This window comes from Lentzea sp. NBRC 102530 (genome assembly GCF_030269365.1).
Lineage (GTDB): Bacteria > Actinomycetota > Actinomycetes > Mycobacteriales > Pseudonocardiaceae > Lentzea.
Genome location: NZ_BSTF01000002.1, coordinates 405,096 through 429,179, shown reverse-complemented (window position 1 = coordinate 429,179; position 24,084 = coordinate 405,096). Strand labels below are relative to the sequence as shown.

28 protein-coding genes are annotated in these 24,084 nt (G+C 70.2%); 13 read left to right on the top strand and 15 right to left on the bottom strand.

From position 1 onward, the window contains the following. The first annotated feature begins 6 nt into the window (after positions 1-6). The 5 genes from QSK25_RS05535 to QSK25_RS05515 are packed head-to-tail and all read left to right on the top strand — an operon-like array spanning position 7 to position 2,865. Positions 7-459 (top strand): YbaB/EbfC family nucleoid-associated protein, encoded by a 453-nt coding sequence (locus QSK25_RS05535; RefSeq protein ID WP_285633943.1) that lies wholly within the window; start codon positions 7-9, stop codon positions 457-459. After that, a complete protein-coding gene (locus QSK25_RS05530; protein ID WP_352235708.1) occupies positions 456-767 on the top strand; it encodes a type VII secretion target in 312 nt (103 codons plus the stop codon). The genes QSK25_RS05535 and QSK25_RS05530 overlap by 4 nt, the downstream gene beginning before the upstream one ends. Then, the gene (locus tag QSK25_RS05525; RefSeq protein ID WP_285633940.1) at positions 764-1,465 is read left to right on the top strand and encodes a WXG100 family type VII secretion target; all 702 of its coding nucleotides are present in this window, start codon (positions 764-766) and stop codon (positions 1,463-1,465) included. Before QSK25_RS05530 ends, QSK25_RS05525 begins: the two co-directional genes overlap by 4 nt. 6 nt (positions 1,466-1,471) lie before the next feature. Next, positions 1,472-2,266: an EndoU domain-containing protein gene (locus QSK25_RS05520; RefSeq protein WP_285633937.1), complete on the top strand. Its 795-nt coding sequence runs from the start codon at positions 1,472-1,474 to the stop codon at positions 2,264-2,266. Between the two features lie 5 nt (positions 2,267-2,271). After that, complete coding sequence (locus tag QSK25_RS05515) at positions 2,272-2,865, top strand: hypothetical protein (RefSeq protein WP_285633934.1); 594 nt, start codon at positions 2,272-2,274, stop codon at positions 2,863-2,865. A 6-nt stretch (positions 2,866-2,871) separates the two neighbouring features. On the opposite strand, the gene QSK25_RS05510 is transcribed toward QSK25_RS05515, so the two are convergent. Further along, positions 2,872-3,276 carry a helix-turn-helix domain-containing protein gene (locus tag QSK25_RS05510; RefSeq protein WP_285633931.1) on the bottom strand — a complete coding sequence of 135 codons (405 nt, stop codon included), beginning with the start codon at positions 3,274-3,276 and terminating at the stop codon, positions 2,872-2,874. 42 nt (positions 3,277-3,318) lie between these two features. Here QSK25_RS05510 and QSK25_RS05505 point away from each other — a divergent pair, with 42 nt between their 5' ends. Beyond that, complete coding sequence (locus QSK25_RS05505; protein ID WP_285633886.1) at positions 3,319-4,122, top strand: class I SAM-dependent methyltransferase; 804 nt, start codon at positions 3,319-3,321, stop codon at positions 4,120-4,122. On the opposite strand, the gene hsaB is transcribed toward QSK25_RS05505, so the two are convergent. From hsaB to QSK25_RS05465, 8 genes are read right to left on the bottom strand one after another with little or no spacing between them, the layout of a single operon-like run. Next, complete coding sequence (hsaB, locus tag QSK25_RS05500) at positions 4,108-4,662, bottom strand: 3-hydroxy-9,10-secoandrosta-1,3,5(10)-triene-9,17-dione monooxygenase reductase subunit (RefSeq protein WP_285633883.1); 555 nt, start codon at positions 4,660-4,662, stop codon at positions 4,108-4,110. The genes QSK25_RS05505 and hsaB overlap by 15 nt on opposite strands. Continuing rightward, positions 4,659-5,561: an iron-dependent extradiol dioxygenase HsaC gene (hsaC, locus tag QSK25_RS05495; protein ID WP_285633880.1), complete on the bottom strand. Its 903-nt coding sequence runs from the start codon at positions 5,559-5,561 to the stop codon at positions 4,659-4,661. Before hsaC ends, hsaB begins: the two co-directional genes overlap by 4 nt. Beyond that, the gene (gene hsaD / locus QSK25_RS05490) at positions 5,561-6,370 is read right to left on the bottom strand and encodes a 4,5:9,10-diseco-3-hydroxy-5,9,17-trioxoandrosta-1(10),2-diene-4-oate hydrolase (protein WP_285633877.1); all 810 of its coding nucleotides are present in this window, start codon (positions 6,368-6,370) and stop codon (positions 5,561-5,563) included. The genes hsaC and hsaD overlap by 1 nt, the downstream gene beginning before the upstream one ends. Before the next feature lie 11 nt (positions 6,371-6,381). After that, complete coding sequence (gene hsaA, locus QSK25_RS05485) at positions 6,382-7,548, bottom strand: 3-hydroxy-9,10-secoandrosta-1,3,5(10)-triene-9,17-dione monooxygenase oxygenase subunit (RefSeq protein ID WP_285633873.1); 1,167 nt, start codon at positions 7,546-7,548, stop codon at positions 6,382-6,384. Then, positions 7,545-8,567, bottom strand: a complete 1,023-nt coding sequence (gene dmpG / locus QSK25_RS05480) for a 4-hydroxy-2-oxovalerate aldolase (RefSeq protein WP_285633871.1) — start codon at positions 8,565-8,567, stop codon at positions 7,545-7,547. Before dmpG ends, hsaA begins: the two co-directional genes overlap by 4 nt. After that, the gene (locus QSK25_RS05475; protein ID WP_285633868.1) at positions 8,521-9,411 is read right to left on the bottom strand and encodes an acetaldehyde dehydrogenase (acetylating); all 891 of its coding nucleotides are present in this window, start codon (positions 9,409-9,411) and stop codon (positions 8,521-8,523) included. Before QSK25_RS05475 ends, dmpG begins: the two co-directional genes overlap by 47 nt. Positions 9,412-9,420: 9 nt before the next feature. Continuing rightward, positions 9,421-10,191, bottom strand: coding sequence for a 2-keto-4-pentenoate hydratase (locus tag QSK25_RS05470; protein ID WP_285633865.1), 771 nt, complete (start codon positions 10,189-10,191; stop codon positions 9,421-9,423). After that, positions 10,185-11,642: an FAD-binding protein gene (locus tag QSK25_RS05465; protein ID WP_285633862.1), complete on the bottom strand. Its 1,458-nt coding sequence runs from the start codon at positions 11,640-11,642 to the stop codon at positions 10,185-10,187. The genes QSK25_RS05470 and QSK25_RS05465 overlap by 7 nt, the downstream gene beginning before the upstream one ends. A gap of 132 nt (positions 11,643-11,774) precedes the next feature. Here QSK25_RS05465 and QSK25_RS05460 point away from each other — a divergent pair, with 132 nt between their 5' ends. Genes QSK25_RS05460 through chsH3 form a run of 5 tightly spaced genes read left to right on the top strand, consistent with a single transcriptional unit; the run spans position 11,775 to position 16,521 of the window. Then, positions 11,775-13,346 carry an FAD-dependent oxidoreductase gene (locus QSK25_RS05460; RefSeq protein ID WP_285633859.1) on the top strand — a complete coding sequence of 524 codons (1,572 nt, stop codon included), beginning with the start codon at positions 11,775-11,777 and terminating at the stop codon, positions 13,344-13,346. Further along, positions 13,343-14,479: a 3-ketosteroid-9-alpha-monooxygenase, oxygenase component gene (locus QSK25_RS05455; RefSeq protein ID WP_285633856.1), complete on the top strand. Its 1,137-nt coding sequence runs from the start codon at positions 13,343-13,345 to the stop codon at positions 14,477-14,479. Before QSK25_RS05460 ends, QSK25_RS05455 begins: the two co-directional genes overlap by 4 nt. Continuing rightward, the gene (locus QSK25_RS05450; RefSeq protein WP_352235707.1) at positions 14,476-14,715 is read left to right on the top strand and encodes a hypothetical protein; all 240 of its coding nucleotides are present in this window, start codon (positions 14,476-14,478) and stop codon (positions 14,713-14,715) included. The genes QSK25_RS05455 and QSK25_RS05450 overlap by 4 nt, the downstream gene beginning before the upstream one ends. Continuing rightward, positions 14,708-15,676, top strand: coding sequence for a ferredoxin--NADP reductase (locus QSK25_RS05445; RefSeq protein WP_285633853.1), 969 nt, complete (start codon positions 14,708-14,710; stop codon positions 15,674-15,676). Before QSK25_RS05450 ends, QSK25_RS05445 begins: the two co-directional genes overlap by 8 nt. An 11-nt stretch (positions 15,677-15,687) precedes the next feature. Further along, positions 15,688-16,521: an enoyl-CoA hydratase ChsH3 gene (chsH3, locus tag QSK25_RS05440; protein ID WP_285633850.1), complete on the top strand. Its 834-nt coding sequence runs from the start codon at positions 15,688-15,690 to the stop codon at positions 16,519-16,521. Here chsH3 and QSK25_RS05435 read toward each other — a convergent pair. From QSK25_RS05435 to QSK25_RS05410, 6 genes are read right to left on the bottom strand one after another with little or no spacing between them, the layout of a single operon-like run. After that, positions 16,501-17,643: a lipid-transfer protein gene (locus QSK25_RS05435; RefSeq protein WP_285633847.1), complete on the bottom strand. Its 1,143-nt coding sequence runs from the start codon at positions 17,641-17,643 to the stop codon at positions 16,501-16,503. The two genes, chsH3 and QSK25_RS05435, sit on opposite strands and share 21 nt — an antisense overlap. Continuing rightward, entirely contained in the window at positions 17,640-18,023 is a 384-nt protein-coding gene (locus QSK25_RS05430; RefSeq protein ID WP_285633844.1) for a MaoC family dehydratase, read from the bottom strand. The genes QSK25_RS05435 and QSK25_RS05430 overlap by 4 nt, the downstream gene beginning before the upstream one ends. Beyond that, positions 18,010-18,897, bottom strand: coding sequence for a bifunctional MaoC family dehydratase N-terminal/OB-fold nucleic acid binding domain-containing protein (locus QSK25_RS05425; RefSeq protein WP_285635243.1), 888 nt, complete (start codon positions 18,895-18,897; stop codon positions 18,010-18,012). Before QSK25_RS05425 ends, QSK25_RS05430 begins: the two co-directional genes overlap by 14 nt. Continuing rightward, positions 18,897-20,024 carry an acyl-CoA dehydrogenase family protein gene (locus QSK25_RS05420; RefSeq protein WP_285633841.1) on the bottom strand — a complete coding sequence of 376 codons (1,128 nt, stop codon included), beginning with the start codon at positions 20,022-20,024 and terminating at the stop codon, positions 18,897-18,899. Before QSK25_RS05420 ends, QSK25_RS05425 begins: the two co-directional genes overlap by 1 nt. Then, positions 20,014-20,970 carry an acyl-CoA dehydrogenase family protein gene (locus QSK25_RS05415; RefSeq protein ID WP_285633838.1) on the bottom strand — a complete coding sequence of 319 codons (957 nt, stop codon included), beginning with the start codon at positions 20,968-20,970 and terminating at the stop codon, positions 20,014-20,016. The genes QSK25_RS05420 and QSK25_RS05415 overlap by 11 nt, the downstream gene beginning before the upstream one ends. Next, a complete protein-coding gene (locus QSK25_RS05410) occupies positions 20,970-22,871 on the bottom strand; it encodes an acyl-CoA dehydrogenase family protein (protein ID WP_285633835.1) in 1,902 nt (633 codons plus the stop codon). The genes QSK25_RS05415 and QSK25_RS05410 overlap by 1 nt, the downstream gene beginning before the upstream one ends. Positions 22,872-23,030: 159 nt before the next feature. Here QSK25_RS05410 and kstR point away from each other — a divergent pair, with 159 nt between their 5' ends. After that, a complete protein-coding gene (kstR, locus tag QSK25_RS05405; RefSeq protein WP_285635240.1) occupies positions 23,031-23,606 on the top strand; it encodes a cholesterol catabolism transcriptional regulator KstR in 576 nt (191 codons plus the stop codon). A gap of 76 nt (positions 23,607-23,682) precedes the next feature. Beyond that, a complete protein-coding gene (locus QSK25_RS05400) occupies positions 23,683-24,084 on the top strand; it encodes an MmpS family transport accessory protein (protein ID WP_285633832.1) in 402 nt (133 codons plus the stop codon).

Genomic DNA, 24,084 nt, shown 5'->3' with positions numbered 1-24,084 from the left:
GCACTCGTGACCGATGCGATCCTGGACCCCGACGACGCCCGCGAGCGTCTGGCAGCGTGGAAGGGCCGGATCGACAAGCTGGCCGCCGACACGAAGTCGATGAGCGACCAGTTGCAGGGCCTGCGGCTGACCGCGAAGGACGCCGACGGCATGGCCGAGGTCCGGATCGACTCGACCGGCGCGCTGGTGGACCTGAAGCTCACCGACCGGATCTCGCGGGTGAGCCCCGAGACCGTGGCCTCGACGATCATGGCCACCCTCGGTGACGCACGCCGTCAGCTCGCGCAGAAGTCGCAGGAGATCATCGCCGACACCATCGGCACGGAGTCCGCGGCGGGCCGTGCCATCGCGGAGAGCGTCGGACGGCAACTCGGCGCCGAACCGGACAAGCCGAAGGCCCGTCCCGAGCCGGACGACGAGGACAACTCCGGCCAGGTCTTCACCGAGGAGCGCTGGTGAGCGGGTTCAGCGTCGAGGCGGAACAGCTGCGCGCCCACGCCGCCAGCATCGACGCCATCAAGCAGCGGTTCGCCAAGGTCAAGGCCGCCAGCACGCACATCACCGGCGACGACCAGGCGTACGGCGCGCTGTGCGGGTGGATCTCCGGCGTGCTCGAGGGCAGGCACACCGAGATCGACGACGTGATCGCGCACGTCGAGAACAACCTGGAGCTGGTGGCGAAGGAACTGCGTTCCAGCGCGGACTCCTACACCGCCGCCGACCAGGACAACGTCGACCGCGTCAAGGCCGCGGGCGGTGACCGGTGACCGAGGGTTCCCTGATCGCGCCGACCCAGTCGTCGCGCCGGGCGTGGACCGGCTCCAGCCTCGCCGACGGCGTCCAGGGAGTCGTCGACGCCATCAAGACCGAGGGCTGGGTCGACGACGCGCTCGCCGGCGCGTCCCTCGGCGTCGACGTCGCCGCGAGCGTCCTCGACCCGATCAGCGCGTTGCTCTCCAACGGCCTCGGCTGGGCCATCGAGTACTTCGACCCGTTGCGCGAGGTGCTCGACGAGCTGACCGGCAAGCCCGACGTCGTCCGCGCCCACGCCGCCACCTGGAACAACATGGCGACCGAACTCGCCGACATGGCCACCGACCTGCGCGCGGACCTCGAGAGCGACCTGCTCGGCTGGGAGGGCGAGGCCTCCGAGGCCTACCAGCGCCTGATGGTCAACAACGTGGACGCGATCGGCGGCCTCTCCGCCATCGCCGCCGCCATGGCGGCGGCCACCGAGGGCGCCGGCGGCCTGGTCGAGATGACCCGCGAGATCGTCCGCGACCTCATCGCCGACCTGGTCGCCAGGGTGATCGTCTGGGCCGTGGAGGCGATCTTCGTGGTCACCATCCCGGTGATCGCGGCGCAGATCGTCGCGGCCGTGGTCAAGTGGGCGGGCCGCATCCTCACCTACACGACGGCCCTGATCTCCAGCCTGACCAACCTCACCAAGCTGCTGAACGGATAGCCCCCGATGCCTCCCAAACCCAAGAACCCAGGCGGTGGCGGCACGCCCTCGGGCGGCAACCCGAAGAAGAAACCGTCCCAGCAGCACGGCAACATCAACGCGGGCGCGGGCCTCTCCAGCGCCACCAAGGCGGCCAAGGCCGCGGCCCAGTCCGGCACCCCGGGCGGCGGCAACACCCCGGGCACCCCGGCGACCAAGCCGGGCGGCAACCAGCAGAACAACCAGCCCACCAAGAAACCGCTGCCCGCCAAGCCGACCACGCCGCCCAAAGCGGACGACATCCACCACAGCGACGCGTCCAAAGAACACATCATCCACGGCGACGGCGGCAAGCAGGGCGGCCACATCGCGGGCACCGGCTTCGCCGGCAAGACCGAGTTCCCGAAGGGCTGGGACGAGGCCAAGATCCTGGACGCCTCGCACCAGGTGACCCAGCAGGGCCCACCGGTGACGGGCCCGAAACCCACCAAGGACGCCAACGGCGACCCGGCCTGGGCCTACAACTACGAGGGCGTCGTCGACGGCGTGCTGGTCCGCACCACGGTCCTGTCCACCGGCGAGATCCGCACGTCCTTCCCTCCGGACGCCACGAACCCCGGCGTGATCCTCAACCCGTCGGCCCCGAACCCGGCCCCGCAGGGCATCCCGCAGGGCACCCCGCCCCGCTACAGCCACCCCGACACCGGCGGCAACGGCAGCTGGACCTGGGAGGGCCCCAAGGGCGACCGCGTCATCCGGATAGTCCAGGACGACCAGGGTAACGTCACCAAAACCGATCTCGGCCCGTACAAAAAGAAGTGATCCCCATGGACGTGAAGACCTACGCCACCGTCACCGACGTGTGCGCCCGCCTGGCCGGACGCCTGGAGGACGACACCCTCCGCTCGGTGCGCGAGGACTACTTCGGCGGCGAGCCCGCCCAGGCCGAGGCCACCCTGCTGATGTCCATGGCGTACGAGAACATCGGCCTCACGCCCGAGGAACGCGACCTGATCGCGTCCACCCTGGACGATCCACACGACACGGACCTGGCCGCCGTCCCCACCATCCCCGAGGTCCCCCCGGTCGCCTACCGCTTCACCGCCCACGCGCCGTCGACGGCCCCGGACCCGTCCAAGGCGGACATCGTCCTGTCGGCGGACGCGGCCCGCCACGGAGGCCACCGCCTGCGCCGAGCGTGGCGCGAACCCCTCGAGGGCGCGCCGGACGTCGCCAAGTGGGTCTACGTCCTGCAGACCAACCCGGCCGCGAACCTGCTGGGCGCGTTCTCGGGCCTGTCGGGCCGGCTTTGGGTGGTCCTGAAGGAGAAGTGGCCGCTGGAGGTCGTGGTGGAGGGCAGGCCGCTGCCGCCGTACCAGGCGGCCGCGGTCACCGTCGCACCCCAGGTGTGGAGCCTCTAGACGTTCTCAGCTCGGCCTCGGCAGTTCGGCCGCCAGCACCCGCCGGAACGACGGGCACTCCAGGTGTGACGGCGCCGGGCAGGCAGCGGCGTGCCTCAGCTCATCCCGGATCGAAGCCAACCGGGAGATCGTGGCGTCCAGCTCATCGGCCTTCGCCGCCAGCATCCCCCGGTCAGGCGAAGGCCGCCCGTCAGTGGAGAACATCGAAGCGATCTCGTCCAACGAGAACCCGGCATTCCGGCAGACCGCGATCAACGCCAGCTGCTGCAACACGGCGACCGAGAACACCCGGGTCAACCCCTGCCGCCGGACAGCGGCGATCAGCCCGCGCTCCTCGTAGTACCGCAGGGTGGACGCCGGCACCCCGGACCGCCGGACCACTTCCCCGATGCCGATCTCAGCAGAGTCCACGACACTTGACCTCAAGCCGACTTGAAGTAGGACGGTACGAGCATGACATCTGACGTGAACCGGGCCCAGGCCGACTGGTGGAACGCGGCGGGCCGGGGCTGGGCCACCGCCCAGGAGATCGTGGACCTGGTCCTGCGCCCGTACCAGGACCTGATCGTGGAAACGGCGACCAGCAGGCCCCGCCACACCGTCCTGGACGTGGGCTGCGGCACCGGCGCCGTGACGAGGGCCCTCGTCGAGGCCACCGGAGCCCGGTGCCTGGGCGTGGACATCGCCGAGTCCATGCTCACCGCCGCCCGGGCCCACGACACGGGCGAGTTCGTCCTGGCCGACGCCCAGACCCACGAGTTCGACCAGAGCTTCGACCTCGTCGTCAGCCGCTTCGGCGTGATGTTCTTCGACGACCCCACCGCCGCTTTCCGCAACCTCCGCAAGGCGGCGACCGGCGACCTGTGCTTCGTCACCTGGCGCACCGCGGACGAGAACCCGTTCATGAGCACGGCGTCCAGAGCGGCCGCCCCGTACTTCCCCGACGCCCCACCGCCAGACCCGGACGGCCCGGGCCCGCACGCCTTGGCGGACCCGGACAAGACCCGCGAGATCCTCGGCGCCGCGGGCTGGACCGACGTCGAACTGGAACCGGTCGACCGCGTCTGCACCATGCCGGAATCGCTGCTGATCCCGTACCTGAGCAACCTCGGCCCCATCGCCCGGGCACTCAGGGAGTCACCCACCCCCGACCGGATCCTCGAAGAGGTCCGCGGCGCGTTCGACGAGTTCGTCGGGAACGACGAGGTCCGCATCCCCGGCGCGGTCTGGCGGGTCACCGCCTCAGCTCCACTCTGACTGGCGCTGCCAGGTCAGCAGGGTGTCCAGCACCTCGCCGGACCACCCGCGCGGGTCCAGCTCGGCGTGCGAGGCGTAGCGGCCGCGGTAGAACAGCAGCGGCTGCGCCTCGCGCACGGGCCCCAGCTCCACCACGGCGCCGACGACCATCACGTGGTCGCCGGCGTCGTGCACGACCGACACCTCGCAGTCAACCCACGTCAACGCCCCGTCCAGCACCGGCGCTCCGGTGGCCGACGGCGTCCAGGAGACGCCGGCGAACTTGTCGGCGCCGGCCCGGCCGAACACGGTGGAGATCTCCCGCTGGTCCTCCGCCAGCACGTTCACGCAGAACGCGCCGGACGACGCCATCGCCGCCCAGCTCCGCGAAGTCCGCTGTGGACAGAAGACGACCAGCGGAGGGTCCAGGGACAGCGCCGCGAACGCCTGGCAGGCGAACCCGACGGGGCCGTCCGGGGACGTGCCGGTCACCACGGTCACCCCGGTGCAGAAGTGACCGAGCACGGAACGGTAGCGGGCTGCTACGTCTGACCCCGTCACTTCTGGTGGCCAACGCTGAAGTCGTGTCCCCACAGGCTCACCGCCGTGCTTTCCCGTGCGATCCAGTCCTCATCGGACACCTGCCGTCCCTCGCAGCCGAACTCGACGTCGAACCCGCCGGGCGTCTTCATGTAGAACGACAACATCAGGTCGTTGACGTGCCGGCCCAGGGTCGCCGACATCGGCACCTTGCGCCGCAACGCCCGGTCCAGCGTCAGGCCCACGTCGTCGGTGCTCTCCACCTCGAGCATCAGGTGCACGATCCCGCTCGGCGTCGGCATCGGCAGGAACGCGAGGCTGTGGTGCCGCGGGTTGCAGCCGAAGAACCGCAGCCACGCGGGAGGACCGTCCGCGGGACGCCCGACGAACTGCGGGGGCAGCCGCATCGAGTCGCGCAGCCGGAACCCGAGCACGTCGCGGTAGAAGTGCAGCGCGGCCTCGTCGTCCGAAGTGGACAGCACGACGTGCCCGAGCCCCTGCTCCTCCGTCACGAACCGGTGCCCGTACGGCGACACCACGCGCCGATGCTCCAGCGCCGCCCCGTGGAACACCTCCAGGACGTTGCCGGACGGGTCCTCGAACCGGATCAGCCCGGTCACCCGCCGTTCGGCGAGATCCTCGGCCGATCCCTCGACGTACGACACCCCGGCCGACGCCAGGCGTTTCGCGACCTCCTCCAGTTCGGCCTCGGTCGCGGCCTCCCACCCGGACGCCCGCAGCCGGTCGGAATCCCCCGGCACGATCACCAGCCGAGCCGGGAAGTCGTCCATCCGCAGGTAAAGAGCACCGGGAGTGGATCCCCTGCCCTCCACCAGGCCGAGGACCTTCAACGCGAACTCGCGCCACCGGTCCATGTCGGTGGCCTCGATCCGGAGATAACCCAGAGACCGGATGCCCATCACGCCTCCGTCAGGAAATCGAGGGCGAGCCTGTTGAACTCGTCGAACTTCTCGAGCTGCGCCCAGTGCCCGCACCCGCCGAACACGTGCAGCCGCACGCGCGGGATCAGCTTCGTCGCGAGCAGCGCGCCGTCGAGCGGGTTGACCCGGTCCTCCCTGCCCCACACCAGCAACACCCGCTGCCGCAGCTGGTACGCCTCGCGCCAGAGCATGCCCTGCTCGAAGTCGGGGCCGGAGAACGACTTGCCCAGCGCGGCCATCGCCCGCAACGACTCCGGCTGACGCGCGGCCTCGAACCGTTCGTCGATCAACTCCTCGGTGATCAGCGACTGGTCGAACACCATGATCCGCAGGAACTCCTCGATCTTCTCCCGCGTGGGCGTCCTGGCGAACGCGCTGAGCTTGCGCACCCCCTCGGTCGGATCGGGCGCGAAGACGTTGAGCGACAACCCGCCCGGCCCCATCAGCACCAGCCGACCGGCCCGCTTCCCGTGGTCGAGGGCGAACCGGACCGCCGTGCCTCCGCCGAGGGAGTTGCCGAGGATGTGCGCCCGCTCCACCCCCAGCTCGTCCAGCAGGTCCTTCAAGGCGCGGGAGGCGAAGGTGAAGTACTGGTCGTGCTCGGCCGGCTTCTCGGACGCCCCGTAGCCCGGCATGTCGACCGCCAGCACCCGGAACGACTTCGCGAACACCGGGACGTTCGCGCGGAAGTTCGACATCGCCGACGCGCCCGGCCCGCCACCGTGCAGCATGACCAGCGTCTCGGCGTTGCCGGCGCCGGCTTCGTGGTAGTGCAACCGCACGCTCATGGAACGCCCCCTCAGAACAGCCCGTCGCGGACCTGGATGCCGAGCTCGTTCTTGCCGTACAGCACGAGCACGCGCTCCGGGTCGTTGCCCGCGTGCACCCGTGCGGCGTGCGCGTCGCGCCAGAAGCGGGGCAACGGCAGGCCCGCGTTGATCGCCTTGCCGCCCGCGCTCTCGAAGAGCAGGTCGATCGCGCCGAGCGCCCGCCCGCTGCCGAGCACCTGGTCCCGCCGGGCCCGCAGGCGCAGGTCGAGCGGGATCCTCGTGCCGGCGACGGCGTGCTCCCACTCCTCGGTGATGTCCTTCTCCAGCGTCCACCACGCGACGTCGATGTCGGCCGCCGCGGTCGCGATCCTGACCTGTGCGAACGGGTCCTCCACCGACTTCTCGCCCAGGTACGCGGCCCGCACTCGCTCGCGGGTGGCGTTGACGTGCAGGGCGTAGGCGCCGGTCGCCATGCCGATGATCGGCGCGGTGACGGCGTACGGGTGGATCGTCCCGTACGGCATGCGGAACAACGGGCCGGGATTGACCTCCTGGCCGGGACAGACGCACCGCGCGGTGTGCTGCATGCTCAGCGCCCGGTACTCCGGCACGAACACGTCGTTCACGACGATGTCGTTGCTGCCCGTGCCGCGCAGGCCGACCGTGTCCCACACGTCGTTGATCGTGTAGTCGGAGATCGGCAGCAGGAACGTGCGGAAGTCGATCGGCTTGCCCTCGTCGTTCATCACGAGTCCGCCGAGCAGCACCCACGTCGCGTGGTCGCAGCCCGACGAGAAGCTCCACTTGCCGCTGAACCGGAAACCGCCCTCGACTGCCGTCGCACGACCCGTCGGCGCGTAGGAAGACGAGATCCGGGTGTCCTGGTCCTCGCCGAACACCTCGTCCTGCGCCCGCACGTCGAACAGCCCGACGTGCCACGGGTGCACGCCCAGCACGGACGCGACCCAGCCGGTCGACCCGCAGGCGCTGCCGATCAGGCGCACGGCGGTGTAGAAGTCGAGCGGGTGCGACTCGAAGCCGCCGTACCGCGCGGGTTGCAGCATCCGGAAGAACCCGGTCTCCTGCAACGCCTTCACCGACTCCGGCGGTACGCGACGCAGCTCCTCCGCCTCCGCCGCGCGTTCGGCGAGCGCCGGCAACAGCTCCCGCACCTTGCCGAGGATTTCCTCGCTCATCGGACTTTCTCCCTGCTCAGCTCCAGTGCGATGTCGATCAGCTGGTCCTCCTGGCCGCCGACGAGCTTGCGCTCTCCCGCGCGGACGAGGATCTGCGCGCCGGACACGCCGTAGCGTTCCGCCTGCGTGTAGGCGTGTTTGAGGAAGCTGGAGTAGACGCCCGCGTACCCCATCATCAGCGCCATCCGGTCGAGCAGGCACTCGTCGGGCATGACGGGCCGCACGACGTCCTCGGCCGCGTCCACGATCTTGAAGAAGTCGACGCCGGTCTCGAACCCGAGCTTGTCGCAGACGCCGACAAACGCTTCGAGGGGCGTGTTCCCCGCCCCAGCACCGAATCCGCGCACGCTGCCGTCGATCTGCACCGCCCCGGCCCGGGCAGCGGCGACGGAGTTCGCGACGCTCAGCCCGAGGTTCTCGTGCCCGTGGAACCCGACCTGGGCGTCGTCCCCGAGTTCGGCGACCAAGGCCTCGACGCGCTCGGAAACCTGTTCCAGCACCAGGGCTCCGGCCGAGTCCACCACGTAGACGCACTGGCACCCGGCGTCCGCCATGATCCGCGCCTGCTTCGCCAACGCCTCGGGCGGCTGCGAGTGCGCCATCATCAGGAACCCGACGGTCTCCAGCCCGCGTTCGCGCGCCAGCTGGAAGTGCTGCACGGACACGTCGGCCTCGGTGCAGTGCGTGGCGATCCGGACGATCGAGGCGCCGTTGTCCTGGGAGACGAGGATGTCGTCCTTCACCCCGACACCCGGCAGCATCAGCACGGCGATCTCGGCCTGCGTCGCCGTCTCGACCGCGACCTTGATCAGCTCCTGCTCGGGCGTGTGGCTGAAGCCGTAGTTGAACGACGACCCGCCCAGCCCGTCGCCGTGCGTCACCTCGATCACCGGGACCCCGGCGCCGTCCAGTGCCGCCACGATCGAGCGCACGTCGTCGGCCGTGAACTGGTGGCGCTTGTGGTGCGAGCCGTCACGCAGTGACGTGTCGGTCAGCCGCAGGTTCAGGCGCTGCTGCACGGGCGATCTCCTCCCCCACCTTGGTCGCGGCGGCGGTCATGATGTCGAGGTTGCCCGCGTACTCCGGCAGGAAGTCGCCCGCTCCCGCGACCTCCACGAAGATCGCCACGCGGCCCGCGTCGTACTGCGGCTCGCGCAGCAGCCGGAATCCAGGGACGTACGAACGGATGTCGGTCTCCATGCGCGCGATCGAGTCCGTGATCGGATCGGGATCGGTGTCCTCGGGAATCGCGCAGAAGATCGTGTCGCGCATGATCATCGGCGGGTCGGCCGGGTTCAGCACGATGATCGCCTTGCCCCGCCCGGCACCCCCGATCGCCTCGATGCCGCGACTGGTCGTGCGGGTGAACTCGTCGATGTTCGCGCGCGTCCCCGGCCCCGCCGACACCGACGCGACACTCGCCACTATCTCCGCGTAGGACACCGGCACCACCCGGGACACGGCGTGCACCATGGGGATCGTGGCCTGGCCGCCGCACGTGATCAGGTTGATGTTGGGGGCGTCCGCGTGCTCGCCGAGGTTCACCGGCGGCACGACGTACGGGCCGACCGCCGCCGGGGTCAGGTCGATCGCCCGGATCCCCGCCTCGGCGTAGCGCGGGGCGTTGGCCCGGTGCACCGCCGCGGACGTCGCCTCGAACACGACGTCCGGCAGTTCGTCCTGGCGCAGCAACCACTCCGCGCCCTCGACCGACACCTCGAGCCCCAGGTCGGCGGCGCGCCGCAGCCCCTCGCTGGCCGGGTCGACGCCGACCATCCAGCGGGGTTGGAGCACCGGCGAGCGCAGGAGCTTGTAGAGCAGGTCGGTGCCGATGTTGCCGGAGCCGACGATGGCCGCCTTCACCCAGTCACCTCATTCGAATTTCAGGTCGACGGAGCCGAGTCCGGCGAACTCGGCGTGGAACTCGTCCCCTGGACCGGCGTCGATCGCGCGCGTGCACGACCCAGGCAGCACGATGTCGCCCGCGAGCAACCGGACGCCGAAGCCCGCGACCTTCTGGGCGAGCCACGCGACGGCGATCGCCGGATCGCCCAGCACGGCGTCACCCCGGCCCTCCGCGACCAGCTCGCCGTTGCGCCGCAACGTGGCCGCGACCGCGCCGATGTCCAGTTCGGACGGACGGACGCGTTCGGAGCCGAGCATGAACCCGGCCGACGACGCGTTGTCCGCGATGGTGTCCTGCAACCCGATCCGCCAGTTCTCGATCCGGCTGTCGATCAGCTCGATGGCCGGGGCGACGAACTCGGTGGCCTCCAGCACGTCGGAGACCGTGCAGCCCTCGCCGGGCAGGTCGCGGGCCAGCAGGAAGGCGATCTCCACCTCGACCCGCGGGTACAGGTACGCCGAGGCGTCCGCGGTGCCGGCGAGCTGCATGTCGTCGAGCAGGTGGCCGTAGTCGGGTTCGTCCACGCCCATCATCTGCTGCATCGCCAGCGACGACAGCCCGACCTTGTGGCCGACGACGTCCCGGTTGCGGTGGCGGATGTTGAGCAGCTGGATCTCGTAGGCGTCCACCACGTCGATCTCGGGGTACAGCTCCACCAGCGGTTTGATGGGCACGCGGTCCCGTTCCGCCGCACGCAGCAACTCGGCGGCGGCCTCCCTGTTCTGGGTCGTCAGCACCTGGCCTCCCTCACGACGTGGGCGCCGGCGCGGCGGCCCGAGAAGACGCAGTCGGCGAGCGCGAGGCCGCTCACGTAGGACTCCGAGCAGATCCCGACCGCCGACCGCCCGGCCGCGTACAGACCCGCGACCCCCTGCACCCGACCGGTGTCCTCGTCCACGACGAGTCCGCCGAGCGTGAGCATCGGGCACGGGTAGCCGAACCCCGCGCGCACCGACACGTTGATCAACGAGTAGGGCGGCGTCCCGAACGGTTCGGGCGTCGCGATTCCGGCTTTCCTGGCCACTTCCTCGATCGTCGGAGCGGTGACGAGGCCGCGGCCGAGCAGGTAGCGGACCTGCCAACGCTGGAACGGCGCGGTCTGCGTCCTCACCTGGGCGCGAGCCACCCGCAGGATCTCGTCGTCGATCAGCAGCCACGCCTTGCCGCCGCGCTCGACGATCGCCGTCCCGTTGGCCGCGCCGTACAGCCGCGCGTCCCCGAACCGTTGACCCTGTGAGTCGACCAGAACTCCGCGCTGCAACGCGCTGGGCGGCGTGACGAAGCGCCACACCGAGATCTTGTCCATCCGCGCGGTCTTCCCACCGGCGGCGACGCCGAGCCTGATCCCGCCGCCGTCGTCGCCCGGCGTGCCCAGCGCGAGACCGCCCCGGTACGCCGGGGCGTGTTCGTGCACCAGCGCCCGGTCGGCGATGAAGCCGCCGGCCGCGATGACCACGCCCTGCCCGGCCGTGACCACCACCGGGCGGCTGAACCGTTCGAGCCACGCGGCCAGCCCGAACAGCTTCCTGCCCAGCGGCGGGTAGTAGAGCCACGGCTTCGCGCCCGCCCTGGACAACGCCTGGTGCACGAGGCGCACCACTCCGGTCAGCGTCCGGCACCGCACGCCCGTGACCCGGCCGTTCTCCTGCACCAGCTCCACGGCCCGGGTCTGCGGCATGACCCGCACGCCGGCCCGGCGCGTGGCCTCGGCCAGCCGGGCGAAGAACTCGCGGCCCGACGTGCCTTTCGCCCTGGTCCGGTGCCCGCGCGGTGCCGGGTCGGGCCAGACGTCCTCGCTGCCGGACAGGTACAGGTAGTGGTCGTCGGTCGGGTACGAGGTCTTGAACGGCGAGACGCGCGCGTCGAACGGCACGCCCTGGTCCTCCAGCCAGGCCAGCATCTGCGCGCTGTCCTCGCAGAACCGCCGCAACGTCCCGGGCGACACCGCGTCCTGGACCTCGTGCCGCAGGTACGAGTACATCGCGTCCACGGAGTCGGGCACGCCGGCCTCGACCTGCTGCCGCGTCCCACCGCCCGCGTAGACGACGCCGCCGGACAACGCGGTCGCGCCACCGCCCGCGAACCGGTCCAGCACCACCACGGACGCACCGGCCGCCGCGGCTTCGAGGGCGGCGCACGCGCCGGCCGCACCGAAGCCGATGACGATCACGTCAGCGGTGACCTCCACGCAACCCTCCTGGAACACGTTCTTGGCGAGAAACAGGTTCTTGGTGAGTCGACTTGCCTGGAACTCCTACACCATAGCGCCAAACCGCCTCAGAACTATAACCTGTTCTAGTCTGAGCTCCGGGAGGGTGCGATGTACGACGTGATCGTCGTCGGCAGCGGCGCGGCGGGTATGACAGCCGCGCTCTGCACCGCTCGACACGGCCTGAAGACCTTGATCATCGAGAAGGCCGCGCACTTCGGCGGCTCGACCGCGCGGTCGGGCGGCGGCATCTGGGTGCCGGGCAACGCCGTGGTCGCGGGCAACGGCGTGCCCGACTCGGCCGACCGAGCCAGCACCTACCTCGCGCACATCGCGCCCGAGACCCCGGCCGAGTTGCGCGAGGCGTTCCTGCGCGGCGGGCCGGACATGCTGGCGTTCATCACCGAGCACACGCCGCTGGAGTTCCGCTGGGTGCGCGACTACTCCGACTACTACCCGGAGGCGCCGGGCGGGCAGCCGCGCGGCCGTTCGGTCGAGCCGTTGCCGTTCGACGTCTCGCTGCTCGGCGAGGAGGTCCGCAACCTCGAACCGCCGTACGTGCCGACGCCCGCGGGCATCGTGATCACCCAGACCGACTACCGGTGGCTCACGCTGATCGGCCGCCACCCGCGCGGCGTCGTCACGGCCGCCAAGGTGTTCGCGCGCCGGTTCCTGCCGGGCCGCCGCCTCACCATGGGCCAGGCGCTCTCCGCGGGCCTCAGAGCAGGCCTGCAGAAGCTCGACGTCCAGGTCAGGCTCAACACCGCCATGACCGACCTGCACTTCGAGAACGGTGAGGTCGCGGGCGTTCTCGCCGGCGACGAGCTGATCACCGCGAAGCACGTCGTGCTGGCGTGCGGCGGTTTCGAGCACAACGAGCGGCTGCGCAAGCAGCACCAGAACATCGGTACGGAGTGGACGGTCGGCGCCAAGGCCAACACCGGTGACGGCATCGAGGCGGGTCAGCGCGCCGGTGCCGCGGTCGGGCTGATGGACGACGCCTGGTGGGGGCCGTCGGTGCCGTTGCCGCGCGGGCCGTTCTTCCTGCTCGCCGAACGGTCGCTGCCCGGCTGCGTGCTCGTCGACAAGACCGGGCGCCGGTTCGTCAACGAGGCCGCGCCCTACATCGACGTCGTCAACGCGATGACCGGCGACACCTGGCTCGTCTTCGACCACTCCTACCGCAGCCGCTACCCGTTCTGCGGCATCCCGCCGCGACGGCCGCTTCCCCGGCGCTGGAAGGAGTCCGTGCTGACCGCGCCGAGCCTCGCGGAACTCGCCCAGCAGGCCGACCTGCCGGAACTGACCGAGACCGTGCGTCGCTTCAACACCCTGGCCGTCGACGGCGAGGACACGGACTTCCACCGCGGCGACAGCGCCTACGACCGCTACTACGGCGACCCGCGCACCAAGCCCAACCCCAACCTCGCGCCGCTGACCACCGGCCCGTTCTACGCGGTGAAGATCGTGCCCGGCGACCTCGGCACCAAGGGCGGTCTGCGCACCGACACCCGTGCCCGCGTGCTGCGCGAGGACGGTTCGGTGATCGCAGGCCTGTACGCGGCGGGCAACACCAGCGCGTCCGTCATGGGCCACACCTACGCGGGCGCGGGCGCCACCCTCGGACCGGCGATGACGTTCGGGTACCTCGCCGGCCTCGACATCTCTGGAGGAGAGCGATGACGCAGGACGGTGTGCGGACGATCGACGCGGGCACGCCCCCGGCGAGGTTCGCCCGCGGCTGGCACTGCCTCGGCCTCGCCAGCGCGTTCCGCGACGGCGAACCCCACGCGATCGAGGCGTTCGGCACGAAGCTCGTGGTGTTCGCCTCCGAGGACGGCAAGATCAACGTCCTGGACGGCTACTGCCGGCACATGGGCGGCGACCTCACCCAGGGCACGATCAAGGGCGACACCATCGCCTGCCCGTTCCACGACTGGCGCTGGGCGGGCAACGGCAGATGCGTCGACATCCCCTACGCCAAGCGGGTTCCGCTGCGGGCACGCACCCGGTCGTGGATCACGCTGGAGGAGAACAAGCAGCTCTTCGTGTGGAACGACCCGCAGGGCAACCCGCCGCCGGAGCACGTGACGATCCCGCGCATCGACGCGGCTTTCAGCGACGAGTGGAGCAACTGGACCTGGGACTCGGTCGTGATCGACAACGCGAACTGCCGCGAGATCATCGACAACGTCGTCGACATGGCCCACTTCTTCTACATCCACTTCGCGTTCCCGACGTACTTCAAGAACGTGATGGAGGGCCACGTCGCCGCTCAGTACCTGACCACGCGCGGCCGTCCGGACGTGGCGATGGGCTCGAACTACACCGGTGACGTCGAGGTGCGGTCGGAGGCCGCTTACCACGGGCCGTCGTACATGATCGACTACCTGTGGAACGACTACAAGGGCCTCGAGATCGAGACGGTGCTGATCAACTGCCACTACCCGATCTCGCCGACGTCGTTCCGCCTCCAGTGGGGCGCGATCGTGAAGAAGCTGCCCGGGGTGGACGACGTCCACGCGGACAAGATCGCGGCGAAGTTCGCCCGCGGCATCGGCGTCGGGTTCCTGCAGGACGTGGAGATCTGGCAGAACAAGTCGCGCGTCGACAACCCGTTGCTGTGTGAGGAGGACGGTCCCGTCTACCAACTCCGGCGCTGGTACGAGCAGTTCTACGTCGACGTCGAGGACGTGTCCGAGGACATGACGCGGCGCTTCGAGTTCGAGGTCGACACCAGCCGGGCCGTCGAGGTCTGGGAGAAGGAGGTCGCCGAGAACCTCGCCAAGCAGCAGCCGCAGGAGCAGGCGACGTGAGCGAGCGCGACGAGTTCCTGGTGGGCGGCATGGTTCCGGTGGGGTGCGACTGCGGGAACCGGGTGCTGGTGAAGAAGAACAGCCCGCAGCACACGTCCGTTCAGTGGCTGTCCGACACCTCGACGTGCGTGGAGCTGTGCGGGTCGCGGTCGGCGTTGGTGCCGACCTGCCTGCGCTTGCGGGACAGCATCGAGAAGGCCGTGCGCGAGGGGACGCTGGAGGTCGCCGATGGCTGAGGTGCACCGGCTGCGGGTCGACGCCGTGATCGAGGAGACCGCCGACGCGCGCTCGTTCGTGCTGTCGGGAGCTTCCTTCGCGGTGAAACCCGGGCAGTTCCTGACCGTGCGCGCCGGCGAGGTGGCGCGCTGCTACTCGTTGTCGAGCGCGCCGGGCGAGCCGTTGAAGATCACGGTGAAGCGCACGCCGGACGGGCACGGGTCGGTGTGGATGTGCTCTTCCCTGCTGGAGGGCATGGAACTGGACGTGCTGGCGCCGGCCGGGGTGTTCACGCCAGCGTCGCTGGACGGGTCGGTGGTCGCGTTCGCGGCCGGGAGCGGGATCACGCCGGTCATGTCGATCATCCGGTCGGTGCTCCTGCAGGGGTCCGGGCGGGTGTTCCTGTTCTACGCCAACCGGGACGAGTCCTCGGTGATCTTCGCGCGCGAGCTGGACGAGCTGGCTCGCGCCCACCCCGAGCGGCTGACGGTCGTGCACTGGTTGGAGTCGGTGCAGGGACTGCCTTCCGCGGCCGGGTTGCGGGCGTTCGCGCGTTCGTGCGACGAGGCCTTCGTATGCGGGCCGGGGCCGTTCATGGAGGCTGCCCGCAAGGCGTTGCACGACGTTGCGGTGGTGCACGTCGAGAAGTTCGTGTCGTTGTCGAGCGATCCGTTCTCCGCCGAGGTCGTGGCGGTCGACGACCGGCCGGACGCCGTGGTCGAGGTCTCGCTGGACGGCGAGGAGCACCGGTTCCCGTGGCCCGCGCGGACGAAGCTGCTGGACCTGTTGCTGGAGAAGGGACTCGACGCGCCCTACTCGTGCCGGGAGGGCGCGTGCAGCGCGTGCGCGTGCCGGTTGGTCGAGGGCGAGGTCAAGATGCTCAACAACGACGTGCTCGACTCCGAGGACATCGCCGAGGGCATCGTGCTGGCGTGCCAGTCGGTTCCGGTCACCGACACCGTGAAGATCACCTACGAGTGAGGGGCGCCTGAATGCCGATCGATCCCGCCGTCGCCGTCGGGGCGGAGCTGCCCGAGGTCGAGTTCTCGTGGTCCGAGTCCGACGTGTTGCTGTACCACCTGGCATTGGGCGCCACGGAACTCCGGTACGTGTACGAGCAGGGGTTGCGGGTGCTGCCGACGTTCGGGGTCGTGGCGCCGCGTTTCCACGAGACGGCCGCTCCGGTCGTGTCGTTCCCCGGCGTGGACATCGATCTCGCTCGGGTGCTGCACGGGACGCAGGAGATCACGGTGCACTCCCCGTTGCCCGCTTCGGGTGGGGCGGTGCTGCGCACGCGGATCTCGGACGTCTGGGACAAGGGCAAGGCCGCGGTGATCGTGCAGGAGGCCACGGCCTTCACCGCTGACGGGACCGCCTTGTACACCACCCGGTCGAGCATCTTCGCCCGTGGCGAGGGCGGCTTCGGCGGCGAGCGCGGACCGTCGGGCAAGGTCGAGGTGCCGTCGCGCGCACCGGACTTCGTGATCGAGACGCCTACTTTGCCGCAGCAGGCCTACCTGTACAGGTTGTGCGGTGACCGGAATCCCCTGCACGCGGATCCTGCTTTCGCTGCGCGCGCCGGGTTCGACGCGCCGATCCTGCACGGGCTGTGCACGTACGGGGTGGTGTGCAAGGCCGTGATCGACGCCGTGCTGGACGGGCCGGAGCAGGTCCTCTCGTTCGGGGCGAAGTTCGCCGGGGTGGTGTTCCCCGGCGAGACGCTGACCACGCGGGTGTGGCGGGACGGCGCTCAGCTGGTGCTGACGACGTCCGCCGGGGACCGTCCGGTGCTCGCGGACGCCCTGCTAACCCTGACCGAGGACTAGACCGCTGGTCGGGACGCCGGTGCCGGCGGTGACCAGGACGTGGTTCACGTTCTCGACCTGGTTCACCGCGGTGCCGCGGACCTGCCGCACACCCTCGGCGATGCCGTTCATGCCGTGCAGGTAGGCCTCGCCGAGCTGACCGCCGTGCGGGTTGAGCGGGAGTGAGCCGTCCAGTTCGAGGGCGCCGGTCCTGATGAAGTCCTTCGCCTCTCCCCTGCCGCAGAAGCCCAGCTCCTCGAGTTGGACGAGCACGAACGGGGTGAAGTGGTCGTAGAGCACCGCGACGTCCACATCGGACGGTCCGATGCCCGACCTCTCCCAGAGCCCCCGCGCCACGACGCCCATCTCGGGCAGCCCGGTCAGGTCGTCGCGGTAGTAGCTGGTCATCGTGAACTGGTCGGTGCCGCTGCCCTGGGTGGCCGCCTTGACGTGGGCGGGTTTGTTCGGCAGGTCGCGGGCTCGTTCCGCGGTCGTGACGACCAGGGCGACCCCGCCGTCGCTCTCCTGGCAGCAGTCGAGCAGCCGCAGCGGTTCGGCGATCCACCTCGACGCCTGGTGGTCGTCGAGGGTGATCGGCCGGTTGTGGAACCAGGCGTTCGGGTTCGTGGCGGCGTGCTTGCGGTCGATCACCGCGATCCGGCCGAAGTCCTCGCTCGTCGCGCCGTACTCGTGCATGTACCGGCGCGCGAACATCGCGACCATCGCGGCCGGCGTGCCCAGGCCCACCGGGTACGACCAGCTGTTGTCGATGTTCGCCGCGGCCGCCGTCTGGACCTGGCCGAACCGGTGCCCGGAGCGTTCGTTGAACGCCCGGTAGCAGACCACGACCTTCGCCGCGCCCGTCTCGACCGCCATCGCTGCCTGCTGGACGGTCGCGCACGCCGCGCCGCCGCCGTAGTGGACGCGGCTGAAGAACGTGAGTTCCGGGATGCCCAGCTCGCGTGCGACCGCGATCTCGGCGTTGGTGTCCATGGTGAAGCTGACCAGGCCGTCCACATCGGACGGTGTGAGCCCGGCGTCCTCCAGGGCCGCCTTGACGGCCTCGGCGGCGAGCTGGAGTTCGCTGCGGCCGGAGTCCTTGGAGAAGTCGGTCGCCCCGATCCCGACGATGGCGGCGTTCACGCGGGCACCTCGATCCGCACGGTTCCGGTGACGTGGTCGCCGTGGCCGGTCCTGCCGACGACCTCGATGGTCAGGTCCTGGTCCTCCCGTCCGACGACCTGGCCGAAGAACTTCAGCGTGTCGTAGGCGTAGCAGGGGGCGCCGAGTTTGATGTTCACCTGCCGGACGAGTGCGTGTGGCCCGGCCCAGTCCGTCACGTAGCGCTGCACCAGGCCGGTGGTGGTGAGGATGTTGATGAAGATGTCCTTCGACCCGCGCTGCACCGCGAGGTCGCGGTCGTGGTGGACGTCCTGGAAGTCGCGGGTGGCCAGCGCGGTGCTGATCACGAACGTCGGCGTGGCCTCGACGTGCCACTCGGGCAGGGAATCACCGATCCGCACGGGGCCTCCAGCTCGGCATGGTCAGGTCGTCGTCGACCTTCGTGAACACGACCTCGACGCGTTGCCCGACACCGGGCTCGCCGTCGAACTCGCCCAGCATCCGCACGCCCTCGTCCAGTTCGACCAGCGCGATGACGAACGGGGTCTGCTTGCCCGGCACCTGCGGGTGGTGGTGCACGACGTAGCTGTAGATGACGCCGTAGCCCTCCGAGACGAGGTACGTCGGCTTGGTGGCGCCGCACTCCGGGCACATCGGGCCGGGTGGGTGGCGCAGCAGGCCGCAGCCGCCGCAGCGCTGGATGCGCAGCTCACCCTGGTTGCAGCCGTCCCAGAAGTACTGGGTGTCGCGGTTGACGGAGGGACGGATGGCCTGCGGCGCCTGGTGAACCTCCGGTTCGGGAGCGAGCTTCTGCGCGGGCCTGAACTTCAGCACCCGGAAGCGCATCTCCGCGACGGCCTCGTCGCCCACCCACCAGGTGCTGCGGGTCGTCACGAACCAGCCCTCGCCGAGGCCCGTCCGCTTCGGCCCGGTCACGTCCTCCAGGCTCGTCGTGACCGACAGCTGCTCGCCGACCTCGAGGTACCGGTGGTAGGTCTGGTCGGAGTTGGTGGCGACCACCGAGGTGTACCCGGCCTCGTCCAGCACGGTCATCATCGCGCCGAGCGGGTCGTCGAGGGTGCGCTGGCCGTGCAGGCCCGCCATCGTCCACACCTGGACCATCGCGGGCGGCGCCACCTCGGTGTAGCCGGGGTGTTCGTCGCCGATGGCCTCCAGCCAGTTGCGGATCATCGGCAGGTTCACCGGGTCGCGAGCCAGCCGGGGTGCGCACTCACCCCGTTCGGCGATGCGGGCTGCTTCCTTCTCGATGTCGATCATCGCACCACCCGTGGCAGTCCCAGGCCGATGTTGGCGATCAGTTCGCGTTGGATCTCCTGCACGCCACCGCCGAAGGTCAGCACGAGGTTGCGGCGGGCCTGGACGTCCAGCCAGCGCACCAGGTCCTCGGGAGCTCCGTGGCGGCCCACCAGTTCTTCGAGCAGCCGGCCGATGCGCTGGGTGCGGTCGGCGGCGAACACCTTGGTGGCGGAGGCGTCCGCCACCTCGAGTTCGCCACCGGCGACCTGCCAGTTGAGCAGCTCGTTCACGCGGTGGACGGCCCGTGCCTCGGCCAACGCGCGTCGCACGTCCGGCTCGTCGAGCAGGCCGCGGGACGACGCCCAGTCGTGGACGCGGGTGATCAGGGCGCCGATGCGGCCGGACGGGCCGAGCATCACGCGTTCGTGGTTGAGCTGCGTGGTGATGAGGCGCCAGCCCTTGTTCTCCTCGCCCACGCGGCGGGACTCGGGTACGCGCACGTCGTTGTAGTAGGTGGCGTTGACGTGGTGGGCGCCGTCGCACGTGATGATGGGCGTCCACGAGTAGCCGGGGTCGGTCGTGTCGACGATCAGGATCGTGATGCCCTTGTGGCGCGAGTCCGCGGCACCCGTGCGGCAGGCGAGCCACACGTAGTCGGCGTCGTGACCACCGGTCGTGAAGGTCTTCTGGCCGTTGACGACGTAGTCACCGTCGGCGAGAACGGCTTTGGTGCGCAACGCGGCCAGGTCGGTGCCCGCGTCCGGTTCGGTGTAGCCGATGGCGAAGTGCAGGTCGCCGCTCAGGATCCTGGGGAGGAAGAAGTCCTTCTGCTCCTGGGTCCCGTACGTCTGGAGCGTCGGGCCGACCGTCTGCAGCGTCACGTACGGCAACGGCACGTCCGCGCGGGCCGCCTCGTTGACGAAGATCTGCTGCTCCACCGGTCCGAACCCCAGGCCGCCGTACTCGACGGGCCAGCCGACGCCGAGCCTGCCGTCACGCCCCAGTCTGCGCACGAGTTCGCGGTAGACCGTGCCGTGGCGTTCGGTGAGCATCGCCTCGCGTTCGGCGTCGGACATGACGTTCGCGAAGTACTCACGCAGTTCGTCACGGAGTGTGCGTTGTGCGGCGTTGAGATCAATGAACATCGATGGCCCCCAAGCGGTGCTCCACTCCGCCGACGAACCGCGTCAGCTCCTTGGCCATGCCGTAGTAGCGGTGCATCGGGTAGGTGATGTCGAGCCCGAGGCCGCCGTGCAGGTGGTGGCAGCTGTGCACGGCGGGCAGCGCTTCGGCCGCGAGCCAGTAGGCCGCCGTGTCGAGGTCGGCGTCGTCGAGGCTCCAGGCGGCGGTCAGCGCGGCCAGGTGCAGGGTGCGGGAGGCGATGTAGACGTCCGCGACCAGCGCGGCGGCGGACTGGAACGTGGCCAGCGGCTTGCCGAACTGGTGGCGGGTGCCCACGTGCTTCACGGTGAGGTCGAGCGCTCCGGCCAGGACGCCGTCCGCGACCGCGCAGGCACCGGCCAGCGCGAACCGCCGCACGTCCGCTCCGGCGAGCAGGTCTCCCCTGGCGTCCTCGAACGTCACGGTACCGTCCACAACGGACACGCCGGGTTGCTCCGGGTCCACGACGAAGACGCCGCTGTCCGTGCTGACCAGCATCCGCACGGCGTCACCGGCGTACGGCACGTTGATCTTCGTGCCGGTGATGCCGTCCGGTCCCGCCGTGGTCCGCGGTGACACCGGCAACGGCCGGGACGGCTCGCTCAACGCCGCCGTCAGCACCCCGTGCTGCTCGGTCACCAACGGCAGCAGGGCGTTCTGCTGCTCCTCGGTCCCGTGCGCCACGATCGGCAACACGCCGAGCGCCAGCGTCGCGAGCGCCGGAACGTCCACCGCCCGCCGTCCGACCTCGGTGAGCAGCACGGCCGTCTCCAGCACGCCGAGCCCGTCGCCACCGAGCCGTTCCGGAACGGCGAGGGCCAGCAGTCCCGCCTCCCCCAACGCCTTCCAGGGGGTGTCGCTCTCCCTGCCCAGCACGTCGGCCGCCAGCGCGGCGATCTCCTGCTGGGTCTCGTCGAGCTGGAAATCCATCAGGGCTCCCTCGGTAGACCGAGAATCCGTTCACCAGCGAGGTTCATCAGCACCTGCGTCGTACCGCCCGCGATGCTCAGGCACCGCGTCAGCAGGAACTCGTGGATCAGCGGGCCCTCGACGGCGGCGTCCGGGCCGAGCAGTTCGACCGCGAACTCCGCGACGTCCTGCCGTTGCCGCACGCCGGCGAGCTTGCGCACGCTCGACTCGGCGCCCGGTTCCTGCCCGCTCAGCACCCGCAGGCTCGCCCGCAGGTCCAGCACCGACACCGCGAGTCCCTGCGCCACCAGCGCGCCCAGCCGTTCCGCGTGCTCCGGCGCCGCGGGGGAGGTCAGGACCTGTTCGAGCGCCTCGCCGAGCGACGAGCCCATGGCGACGCGTTCGTTGGCCAGCGTCGTGCGGGCGAGCTTCCAGCCGTCACCCGGCTCCCCGACCACGCACGAGTCCGGCACGAACACGCCGTCCAGGAAGACCTCGTTGAACCGCGCGTCACCGGTGATCTCCCGCAACGGCCGCACGTCCACGCCGTCGGAGCGCATGTCGACCAGGAAGTACGTGATGCCCTTGTGCTTCGGCACGCCGGAATCGGTGCGGGCCAGGCAGATCGCCCAGTCGGCCTCGTGTGCGAGCGACGTCCACACCTTCTGCCCGGTGAGCCTCCAGCCACCGTCGACGCGGTCCGCCCTGGTGCGCAACGACGCCAGGTCCGAGCCCGCCTCGGGTTCGCTGAACAGCTGGCACCAGGTCAGCTCCCCGCTCAACGTCGGCGGCACGAACCGTTCCTGCTGCTCGGCGGTCCCGTGCCGCAGGATCGTCGGCCCCGCCCAGCCACCGATGATCAGGTCCGGCCGCCGCACCCCGGCCCGCGCGAACTCGCTGTCGATCACGAGCTGCCGCGCCTGGCCGGCGTCCTGCCCGTACGGCCTGGGCCAGCCCGGCACCAGGAACCCGCTGCGCGCCAACCGTTCCCGCTGACCGGCCGGATCGAGCCCGGCGATCTCGTCGGCGAACGCCCGCACCTCGGGATCCGACTCGACCCGGACGGCGAGCGACCGCCGCGCTCCGGCGAGAGCCAGCGAGGCGACGCGCCGGCGCCAGTGCGCCACACCACCCGCGAGCTGCTGCAACGCCAACGCCCGCCGCAGGTACCGGTGCGCGTCGTGCTCCCAGGTGAACCCGATCCCGCCCAGCACCTGGATGCAGTCCTTGGCGTTGCGCACCGCCGCGTCGAACGCCACCGCCGCCGCGACCGCCGCGGCCAGCGGGTGCTCGTCCTCCCCCACCGACCGCGCCGCGTCCCACGCGACCGACGACGCCTGTTCAGCGCGGCACAGCATCTCGACGCAGAGGTGCTTCACGGCCTGGAACGACCCGATGACACGCCCGAACTGCTGCCGTTGTTTCGCGTACTCCACGGCGGTGTTCAGGCACCACGCGGCCACACCGCTCGCCTCGGCCGCCATGAGCGTCACCGCGAGGTCCGTCGGATCACCCGTGGTTTCCCCCGGCACGTCGACGCGCACCGAACCGAGCGAACGTGAGTGGTCCACGGATTCCAGTGGTGTCACCGAAACCCGGGACACCGGCACCAGCATCCAGTTGTCCGTTCTGACCAGCAGGTGCGTCGCTTCGGCGGCACCGACCACCTGCTTCGACGAGAACCCGAAACCCGCGATCCCGTCGAAGCCGGGGAACAGCACCGACACCAGCGCCGTGGGCAGCAAAGGCCCCGGCACCAGGTTCTCGGCCGCCCGTTCCAGCATCACCGCGAGATCGGCGACCGTGCCGCCCTCCCGCGTCACCTCGAAGAACCCGACCTTGACGAGATCAGCCCACTCGTCCCCGGCGGCGTCCACGCTGTCGCGCAACGCGCGCTGGTCCCCGGTCGTGGCGATCGGCATGCGGCCTCCTCCAGTACATGAAGAAGTTTATAGAACGTGTTCTATTTCGGGCAACAGATCATGGCCGCCAAACCGATCGAGTATGATGAGAGCGCAGCTGCAACACGTTTCAGGAGGATCATCTCCGTGTCACCTTCGAAGTCGCGCACGGACGCGTTGATGGCGGGCGACGAGCTCAGCTCGGCGGCCCAGCGCGAGCGTCGCAAGCGGATCGTCGACGCGACGATCGCGCTGGCGTCCAAGGGCGGGTTCGACGCCGTCCAGATGCGTGCCGTGGCCGACCGCGCGGACGTGGCGCTGGGCACGTTGTACCGCTACTTCCCCTCGAAGGTCCACCTGCTCGTGTCGAGCCTCGCGGTGGAACTGGAGCGCGCCCAGGAGAAGATGGACCGCACCACCGTTCCCGGCGAGAGCCCCTACGAGCGCCTGCTGTTCGTGCTGGGCCGCATCACCAGGGGCCTGCAGCGCAACCCGCACCTCACCGAGGCGATGACGCGCGCGTTCACCTTCGCCGACGCCTCCGCCGGCGCCGAGATCGACAAGGTCTCGCTGCTGATGGAGAGCATGTTCACCAAGGCGATGAGCGACGACGCCCCCACCGACGAGCAGAAGGCCATCGCCCGCGTGATCGGCGACGTGTGGCTGTCGAACCTGGTCGCCTGGGTGACCCGCCGCGCCACCGCGACCGACGTCGCGAACCGCCTCGAACTCACGGTCCGCCTGCTGCTCAAGTGAGTCGTCCTGCGGGATGACCCACCGGTCACCCCGCCGAACGATGCCGGCGCACGCCGCCACCACTACCGTCTGTCCTATGAAGACGCTCCTGGTCGTCCTCGCCGTGCTGGCAGTGCTCGGCGGCGGAACCGTCGCGCTGGTGAACCACCTGGGCGGCTGGAACACGCTGATCGGCAAGTCCTGGGCCATCACCTACGAGGCGTCGGCCCAACCGGCGGACACCCTCGCGGACGTGACGTACGCCGAGTCGCCCGACCGCAACCGCAAGGAGACCCCGCAGAACGTCAGCACGGCGGCGCCGCTGCCGTGGACGACCGAGGTCATCGTCAACGCCGGCGAGAAGGCCCAGGTCGCCGTCACGCCGAAGGGCGACCAGGTGCTGACGTGCCGGATCCTGCTCGACGGCGTCAAGGAACTGGCGTCCGCCACGGGCAAACCCGGTGAGAAGGTCACCTGCGAGGCCGTGACCGGCACCTGA

What these genes read in the sequence shown, in the direction of transcription:
- QSK25_RS05520 (WP_285633937.1), top strand. Translation starts at nt 1,472, where the DNA reads ATGCCTCCCAAACCCAAGAACCCAGGCGGTGGCGGCACGCCCTCGGGC.
- QSK25_RS05515 (WP_285633934.1), top strand. Translation starts at nt 2,272, where the DNA reads ATGGACGTGAAGACCTACGCCACCGTCACCGACGTGTGCGCCCGCCTG.
- QSK25_RS05505 (WP_285633886.1), top strand. Translation starts at nt 3,319, where the DNA reads ATGACATCTGACGTGAACCGGGCCCAGGCCGACTGGTGGAACGCGGCG.
- hsaC (WP_285633880.1), bottom strand. Translation starts at nt 5,561, where the DNA reads ATGGGCATCCGGTCTCTGGGTTATCTCCGGATCGAGGCCACCGACATG.
- hsaD (WP_285633877.1), bottom strand. Translation starts at nt 6,370, where the DNA reads ATGAGCGTGCGGTTGCACTACCACGAAGCCGGCGCCGGCAACGCCGAG.
- hsaA (WP_285633873.1), bottom strand. Translation starts at nt 7,548, where the DNA reads ATGAGCGAGGAAATCCTCGGCAAGGTGCGGGAGCTGTTGCCGGCGCTC.
- QSK25_RS05460 (WP_285633859.1), top strand. Translation starts at nt 11,775, where the DNA reads ATGTACGACGTGATCGTCGTCGGCAGCGGCGCGGCGGGTATGACAGCC.
- QSK25_RS05455 (WP_285633856.1), top strand. Translation starts at nt 13,343, where the DNA reads ATGACGCAGGACGGTGTGCGGACGATCGACGCGGGCACGCCCCCGGCG.
- QSK25_RS05445 (WP_285633853.1), top strand. Translation starts at nt 14,708, where the DNA reads ATGGCTGAGGTGCACCGGCTGCGGGTCGACGCCGTGATCGAGGAGACC.
- chsH3 (WP_285633850.1), top strand. Translation starts at nt 15,688, where the DNA reads ATGCCGATCGATCCCGCCGTCGCCGTCGGGGCGGAGCTGCCCGAGGTC.
- QSK25_RS05420 (WP_285633841.1), bottom strand. Translation starts at nt 20,024, where the DNA reads ATGTTCATTGATCTCAACGCCGCACAACGCACACTCCGTGACGAACTG.
- QSK25_RS05415 (WP_285633838.1), bottom strand. Translation starts at nt 20,970, where the DNA reads ATGGATTTCCAGCTCGACGAGACCCAGCAGGAGATCGCCGCGCTGGCG.
- QSK25_RS05410 (WP_285633835.1), bottom strand. Translation starts at nt 22,871, where the DNA reads ATGCCGATCGCCACGACCGGGGACCAGCGCGCGTTGCGCGACAGCGTG.
- kstR (WP_285635240.1), top strand. Translation starts at nt 23,031, where the DNA reads ATGGCGGGCGACGAGCTCAGCTCGGCGGCCCAGCGCGAGCGTCGCAAG.
- QSK25_RS05400 (WP_285633832.1), top strand. Translation starts at nt 23,683, where the DNA reads ATGAAGACGCTCCTGGTCGTCCTCGCCGTGCTGGCAGTGCTCGGCGGC.